Source organism: Phormidium sp. CCY1219 (genome assembly GCF_035615515.1).
GTDB lineage: Bacteria > Cyanobacteriota > Cyanobacteriia > Cyanobacteriales > Laspinemataceae > CCY1219.
Genome location: NZ_JAJENT010000195.1, coordinates 1 through 6,673 on the forward strand (window position 1 = coordinate 1; position 6,673 = coordinate 6,673).

Annotated in this window: 7 protein-coding genes; 4 read left to right on the forward strand and 3 right to left on the reverse strand. The window is 53.5% G+C overall.

Annotation, left to right across the window (positions count from 1 at the left end; all coding sequences use genetic code 11):
* The first annotated feature begins 72 nt into the window (after positions 1–72).
* Positions 73–858 (forward strand): 16S rRNA (uracil(1498)-N(3))-methyltransferase, encoded by a 786-nt coding sequence (locus LKK83_RS01265; protein ID WP_324628933.1) that lies wholly within the window; start codon positions 73–75, stop codon positions 856–858.
* Positions 859–1,043: 185 nt separating this feature from the next.
* Here LKK83_RS01265 and LKK83_RS01270 read toward each other — a convergent pair whose 3' ends face one another.
* Positions 1,044–1,505, reverse strand: a complete 462-nt coding sequence (locus tag LKK83_RS01270; protein ID WP_324628934.1) for a hypothetical protein — start codon at positions 1,503–1,505, stop codon at positions 1,044–1,046.
* Positions 1,506–1,888: 383 nt separating this feature from the next.
* Here LKK83_RS01270 and LKK83_RS01275 point away from each other — a divergent pair, with 383 nt between their 5' ends.
* Together LKK83_RS01275 and LKK83_RS01280 are read left to right on the forward strand one after the other, a co-directional pair.
* Positions 1,889–2,527, forward strand: coding sequence for an esterase/lipase family protein (locus LKK83_RS01275; protein ID WP_324628935.1), 639 nt, complete (start codon positions 1,889–1,891; stop codon positions 2,525–2,527).
* 14 nt (positions 2,528–2,541) lie between these two features.
* Positions 2,542–3,171: an esterase/lipase family protein gene (locus tag LKK83_RS01280; protein ID WP_324628936.1), complete on the forward strand. Its 630-nt coding sequence runs from the start codon at positions 2,542–2,544 to the stop codon at positions 3,169–3,171.
* 377 nt (positions 3,172–3,548) lie between these two features.
* Here LKK83_RS01280 and LKK83_RS01285 read toward each other — a convergent pair whose 3' ends face one another.
* On the reverse strand, positions 3,549–3,980 hold the full coding sequence (locus tag LKK83_RS01285; protein ID WP_324628937.1) for a VOC family protein: 432 nt from the start codon (positions 3,978–3,980) through the stop codon (positions 3,549–3,551).
* 18 nt (positions 3,981–3,998) lie between these two features.
* Here LKK83_RS01285 and LKK83_RS01290 point away from each other — a divergent pair, with 18 nt between their 5' ends.
* Positions 3,999–4,814, forward strand: coding sequence for a TIGR00297 family protein (locus LKK83_RS01290; protein WP_324628938.1), 816 nt, complete (start codon positions 3,999–4,001; stop codon positions 4,812–4,814).
* Between the two features lie 214 nt (positions 4,815–5,028).
* Here LKK83_RS01290 and LKK83_RS01295 read toward each other — a convergent pair.
* Positions 5,029–6,673 (reverse strand): calcium-binding protein (locus tag LKK83_RS01295; RefSeq protein WP_324628939.1); only part of this gene is annotated, 1,645 nt, incomplete at its 5' end.

Here is a 6,673-nt window from a genome sequence, read left to right on the forward strand (position 1 = left end):
TTAAAACCGCCTGAGTCGAACTTCCTCCGCGTACTAAAGTAACGCGGCTCCCATTCTTCCATCTTTTTTTTCGTGGAAAACTCCATAGAACTGACTTCAACTCAACTCTCTCGGCTACAACGCCTCGCGATCGCACCGTCGCAACTTCAGTTTTCGACGCGGATTGTCCTCGAGCGCGAGCAACAGCACTATTTGTCTCGGGTCTTGCGCTTGAATGCGGGCGATCGCTTTATCTCAATGGATGGGCAAGGTCACTGGTGGTTGGCTCAGTTGTCGGCAAGTCTCGATTCGGCAACGATTTTACAGCCGATTCACGTGGAGCGCGAGTTGCCGATTGATGTCACCCTGATTGTCGCTCTCCCAAAAACCGGTTTTGACGATATCGTTCGTCAAACTACCGAACTGGGTGTAGCTACTTTAATGCCTACAATTACCGAACGCACCTTGCTCAAACCTAGCGCCCAAAAACTCACGCGCTGGCGTCGCATTGCTAAGGAAGCGGCGGAACAATCCGAACGCCTATTTGTTCCCACAATTGTAGACCCAATTTCTTTTGACAAGGCGGTGAATGAAACCCGTCAGCTTTGGCGTCGCTATATTTGCCTGGCCCGTGGGGAGGGAACCCATTTGCTCGATCGCTTGGCGGAAATACCTGCGGACACCCCCAACCGCGCCACCGGCACCATCGCGATCGCGATCGGTCCGGAAGGCGGATGGACCGCCAGGGAAATCGATACCGCGATCGCCGCCCGGTTTGAACCGGTGTCTCTGGGACGTCGCATCCTCAGAACCCTAACCGCACCAATGGCTGCTCTGTCTGTGGCTGCCGCCGCTTTTGAACGAAAAATTGGGAATTAAGAACTCAGCCGAACCCATAAACACTTCATCGGTTCTCCTGATTCTCAATTCCCAATCGGGCGCATTTCCCCCTGCTATTAGGCGATCGCTACGGCGAGCAAAATCAACAAGCACGGAGGCTCTAAATCCCAGTTATCCGGTGGGTTCCACCCTACCCAGGACTCAACGCCGGAACGCAATTGATGCTATTTAGACGCCATTTGCATATTGCGCGCCATGTCCAGGTAGGAATTCATATTCGCACCGGGACGACGACGCGGGGTGGTAGCAGCAGGAACCAAATAGCGATCGGCAAATCCGCCCTCGGCTTGCGAGGTCTTTTGCACTTCCTCTTTGCTCATCACCTTACCGTTATAAGCCGCAGCCGGTGCGGCGGGGGTGGGTTGTTCGGTTTTCTTCGCTTTCTTGCTCGTCTTTTTCGCTTTCGCCGGTTCGGCTTTTGGTGCCGGTGCCGGTGCGCTTTCTTGTTTTTCTACCTTGGCCGGTTCGGCTTTCGGTGCCGGTGCCGGTGCCGGTTCGGCTTTCGCCGCAGGCTGTTCGCCTTTAGACTCATCGAGTTCTAGGTAATACTCGGACTTTTTGAAGCCAAACAGATTTCCTAAAAAGCTGAAAATGCCGCCGAACAATTTCTTGATAAAACCGAACATGGGAATTACTCCTAAAGTGTCTTCTGTGTGGTCAATTGCACGCGCCTTCACCGGGGGTTGCGCGGGACAACTGTGTGACCGCGCTCCCACCGCTTCAGGCGATGGAAAAATAAATTGAGTCAGGACTAATTATGAAGTTCTGATAACTCCTGGCACAAGATTCCAGGGTACTTTGTTAATAAAATTTAACAATTTCCGGTGCAAGTTGCAAGTGCGGCGGAAATTACCGGATGGATCGCCATCAAACCAACTCAGATGAGAGATGATTGATTGTTTATTGTTAATCGTCAATTGCCAGCCACCGAGTCGGCGAAAACACCTCTACAATGATTGGTAAAGGGGCTGCACAAATAGTTTATCGCTAAATAGAGATAAAGGAAGCAATGAAGCGTTCAACTGACAAAAATCCGGTGTTATTGGTTCATGGGATTTGGGATACCACGGCGATTTTCGATCGCGTCACTCCTTATTTAAGGGAATTGGGATGGTTGGTGTATAGCCTGGATCTGATTCCCAATGATAGTTCCGTGGGTTTGGACAAACTCGCCGAACAGGTGGCGAATTATGCGGAAGCGGTTTTTGGTCGAGATCGCCCCTTTGACTTGGTAGGATTTAGCATGGGCGGCATTGTCAGTCGCTATTACATCCAGCGCCTCGGGGGAATCGAGCGCGTGCAGCGTTTCGTCACTATCTCTTCGCCGCATAACGGAACCGTGACTGCCTATGCCCTCAACCTGGAAGGTAGCTTGCAAATGCGTCCGAAAAGTCCATTTTTGCAAGATTTGAATCGCGATGCGGTGGATATGCTCGGACGGATTAATTTTACCTCCATGTGGACCCCATTCGATATGATGATTCTCCCGGCGCATAGTTCCAAAATGCCGGTGGGACGCGAGATTGAATTACCGGTGTTAGTCCATCGCTGGATGGTCAGCGATCGCCGCAGTTTAAATGCAGTGGCTCGCGTCCTCTCCGAACCCGTGAAAAACACTAAACCTGCACAATTGACCCCTCAAATTTAACCCTAAAAAATCGGATGAAACATCAGCAGCACCGCAACCCCGTTTTGCTGGTTCACGGCATCTTCCGACAATCCGGGGTGTTCCGCAAAATGGAAGAAGACTTGCGGCGACGCGGATGGTCCGCCTACGCCTTAAACCTGTCCCTAAATAACTTCAACTTCGGCATCGAAGAATTAGCCCGAGAAGTGGCTGACTATGTGGACCGGACTTTCCCCCCAGAACAACCGTTCGATTTGGTGGGATTGAGTATGGGCGGAATCGTCAGTCGCTATTACATGCAGCGCCTCGGGGGAATCGAGCGCGTGCAGCGCTTTATTACCTTGTCTGCGCCGCATCATGGCACTTGGATGGCTTACGCCCTGCGCCGTCCCACCTGCGTGCAAATGCGTCCGAATAGCGATTTACTGGCGGATTTGAATCGGGATGCAACCCTGTTGGAACGAGTCAATTTTACCTCAATCTGGACCGATTGGGATTTTATTATCGTGCCGGCGAGTAGCTCTCAAATGTCGGTGGGGAAACAGGTCAAATTGCCGGTTTTCGCTCATGCAATGATGGTGCGCCATCGGAAAAGTTTGCAGGCGGTGGTGCAGGCTCTCGAAACTCCCGTAGCGGATAAATGTGGGGTTTCGAGGTTAAATTAGGCCGGGTTTATTGAGTCCGAGTCAGGAGATTGTCTGCGGCATTTTGATGGCAACCGTCGCAGGCAATCCAAACATGAGATTGTGCAAATTAAATGTTTTTGAGTTGGGAAACATCCCCGCACCTTTGTAGGTTGCGGGGTTTTTTTAACCGGATGTGGGAGGAGATGATGTGGGAGGAGATGAGGGTTGGTGTTGCTACGTCGAACTTTCGCGATCGGGAGGCGGAGCCTCGGGGTGGGCGTTCCCCCCAGGGGGGAACGAGTCCATCCGCCTAACGAGTCCAAGGAGTCTAATTAGCCCGCTTAGGCGGGCAATGTCTCGGACCTACTACCCTTCTATGATGCGGGGCTATCTCCATGTCACCGCCGGATTTGGGATTACACCCGATCGCCTACGGAGGTTAATTCGGCTTGACCGAAAATCGCTTCGGGATGACAGTAATATTTAAACTCCAGTAAATTATAGAATGGGTCTTCTAAAAAGAAGGTGCGATGTTCTAGGGGCGAACCGGGGAAGCGGCGCTTCGGGGTTTCGCGAAAGGTTAAGTTTTGTTGCTCGGCCCGCTGCAGCAAGGCTTCCCAGTCGGCTTGTGCATGGAAAATCAAGCCAAAGTGGCGCGGATAAATGGTTTTTTGCGGGGTGAGGGGGTCTTTCGTCAGGTGGGCCACCAGTTGATTGCCATACAAATTCAGAATAACGGCGCTGGGGGATTCCCGCCCGATGTGGCAACCGAGACCTTCGCCATAAAATTCTTTGGTTTTGGCGATATCGGCGACGGGGAAGGCAAGATGAAATAATACTTTGTCCATAGTACGGTTAAATTCAACATGCTTGATTCAGAGGTTCTTTTTCATTATTCCGGGTTCTGGAATCCTTGGCTGGTGGCTGTGGGATTAAATACGATTTTGCTGGCGATCGTCTATGTTTTGCCGAAAAAGTTGCTCACCCTAGGGGGGGTGATTCACGCTTGGATTTTGGGGGTGCTGATATGGGGAAGCTTGGGTTGGCGCGGTTATCTGGTGGTCGGGTTTTATTTTATCGTGGGTTCGGCGGTGACGCGCATCGGAATCGCGCAAAAGGAGGCGGAGGGAATTGCACAGAAGCGATCGGGGGCGCGCGGACCGGAAAATGTCTGGGGGTCGGCGCTGACGGCGGCGCTGTGTGCCTTGGGCGTGTTGGCGGTGCAGGTCTTGTCGCCGTCGGTTGCTCAGGCGCAGGGGGTGATTCCGCTGTTGTTGCTGGGCTATGTGGCGAGTTTTAGTACGAAACTGTCGGATACCACGGCGAGTGAGGTGGGCAAGGTGTATGGAAAGCGCACGTTTTTGATTACCACTTTGCAATCGGTGCCGAAGGGAACCGAGGGGGCGGTTTCGTTGGAAGGCACGATCGCCGGTGTGGTGGCGTCGGCGGCGATCGCGGTGGTGGGTTATGTTGTGGGTTCGATTGACTTGACAGGTTTGGTATTATGTGTTATTGCAGCGTTTGTGGCTACCACTATGGAGAGTCTGATCGGCGCGACGCTCCAGGATAAGGTGAGCTGGATGACCAATGAGGTGGTGAATATCATTAATACCACGATTGGCGCGATCGCGGCAATCGGATTGGCGATCGCCGTGAATTTCGCACAAGGTGGGTTCGCGTAACCTCGGAATCGGCGTTCCCAGGCGATCGCCTGGGAACGAGGAATTAATCCGCTTGTGGTGTGATATGAGTCCTTGTCATGCGGACGCAAGCTTGTGCCTCGGCGCGATTGAAATCGCCCGCTTTTTTTGCTATATAAGTTGAAAACCCCCACCGGAATACGGCGGGGGTAACATCTGCAGGTACACAAGGGAGGTCAAGCGGACAGATTCGCGATTAGATTAACGTGAAGTCTGACTCGCCGATCGCGCTAGGTTGCAGGTTATTCAAAATGGCGAGGGTTTGGTTATCCACACCGATCGCGGTTCCGCCATTGGTTTCGGTGACGGTGAGGCGATCGAAGGTTAATCCATCGGCTAAGGCGAGGATATCTTCACCGTCGGTAAAGTCGGTGATGACGGTGTTGCCGCCGTCGGGTTGGAGGACAAAGCGATCGCTGTCGCTACCGCCTGTGAGCGTGTCATCTCCTTGGTCGCCACTGAGCATATCGGCACCTGCGCCACCGATTAAACTATCGCTTTCTCGACCGCCATACAGCATATCGTTACCATCGCTGCCGTTGAGGATGTCAGATCCGCCGTTACCTTCGAGCCAGTCATTGCCGTTGCCACCGCACAATTTATCGCGATCGCTATCGGATTCGCTGCCATCGGCGCTACCGATACCACCTCGGATGGTGTCGTTTCCATCGCCGCCATAGAGACTGTCGTCACCGCGATCGCCGAATAGCCGATCGTCGCCGGTGTCACCGCACAGCAGGTCGTTATCTTTGCCGCCATGCATGAGATCGTTTCCATCGCCGCCAGAGAGGCTATCGTTTCCTTGATTGCCATTGAGGTCGTCGTTGCTACCCCTGCCATACAGGATATCATCTCCTTCCGGGTCGGGAACAGTGGGATCCTGGGTGCCGCCAAAGATGCGATCGTCGCCGAGATCGCCGAGGAGGGTGTCATTATCGAGATCGCCATAGATGCGATCGCCATGCTTGCCACCGTAGGCGATATCGTTCTCTTTTCCGGCATAGATCAAATCTTGCCCTTCGTTACCATTGAGCAGGTCGTCTCCTTGGTTGCCGAGTAGCACGTCGCGCTCGCCGTTTGCGGGGTTGCTACCATTCCCGCCCATCATTGTATCTTGGCCGAGGTCGCCATATACCACGTCGCTACCTCGGTTAGCGAATATGCGATCGTCATTTTTGCCGCCGTGAATGCGATCGTTACCTTGTCCGCCGTAGAGGGTATCGTTCCCTTCGTTACCGTTCATGCGATCGCTGCCTTTACCGCCTTCTAGGCGATCTTCCTGTAGCTGAGCATCCACGGGGCGATCGCTGCCCAAGCCACCCAGCATATAATCATTACCGATATCGCCATACAGGATATCTTCTCCGTCTTGACTCCAGAGGAAATCATTGCCGCCAAACCCGAGGAGGGCTTCATCTTGAAGGTCTCCGATCAGTTCTTCACTTTCGGGAATGCCGAGCAGTTCCACTGCCACTTGGGGACGTTGTGCGGGTGCGTTAAACACCACCTGTGGCGCTGGGGGAAAAGGCGGACAGAAACAATCTTCTTCCTCTAGGGCGCGATCGCTGGGTAAGGGAACATCGAACTCACCGGTTTCGCCCGGTACGCCCAACGTGCGGTCTCTACCTTCATCTGTAACCTCGCCAGTTTCGCCATCGTCTTCGTCTTCGCTGATGGGCTGTTCCGTCTGCAACGGGATGTTCGATGGAGAAAACGGCACTTCTGGGGGAGTGGGAAGGCTCACTTCGACCCCGCCATCATCAGTGGGTTCCTCTGTAGGCGGTTCGCTGGGTTCCTCTGTAGGCGGTTCGCTGGGTTCCTCTGTAGGCGGTTCGCTGGGT

Bases quoted from the DNA above. Each gene is read 5' to 3' on its own strand.
- LKK83_RS01290 (WP_324628938.1), top strand. From the start codon at position 3,999: ATGCTTGATTCAGAGGTTCTTTTTCATTATTCCGGGTTCTGGAATCCT.
- LKK83_RS01285 (WP_324628937.1), bottom strand. From the start codon at position 3,980: ATGGACAAAGTATTATTTCATCTTGCCTTCCCCGTCGCCGATATCGCC.
- LKK83_RS01270 (WP_324628934.1), bottom strand. From the start codon at position 1,505: ATGTTCGGTTTTATCAAGAAATTGTTCGGCGGCATTTTCAGCTTTTTA.
- LKK83_RS01275 (WP_324628935.1), top strand. From the start codon at position 1,889: ATGAAGCGTTCAACTGACAAAAATCCGGTGTTATTGGTTCATGGGATT.
- LKK83_RS01280 (WP_324628936.1), top strand. From the start codon at position 2,542: ATGAAACATCAGCAGCACCGCAACCCCGTTTTGCTGGTTCACGGCATC.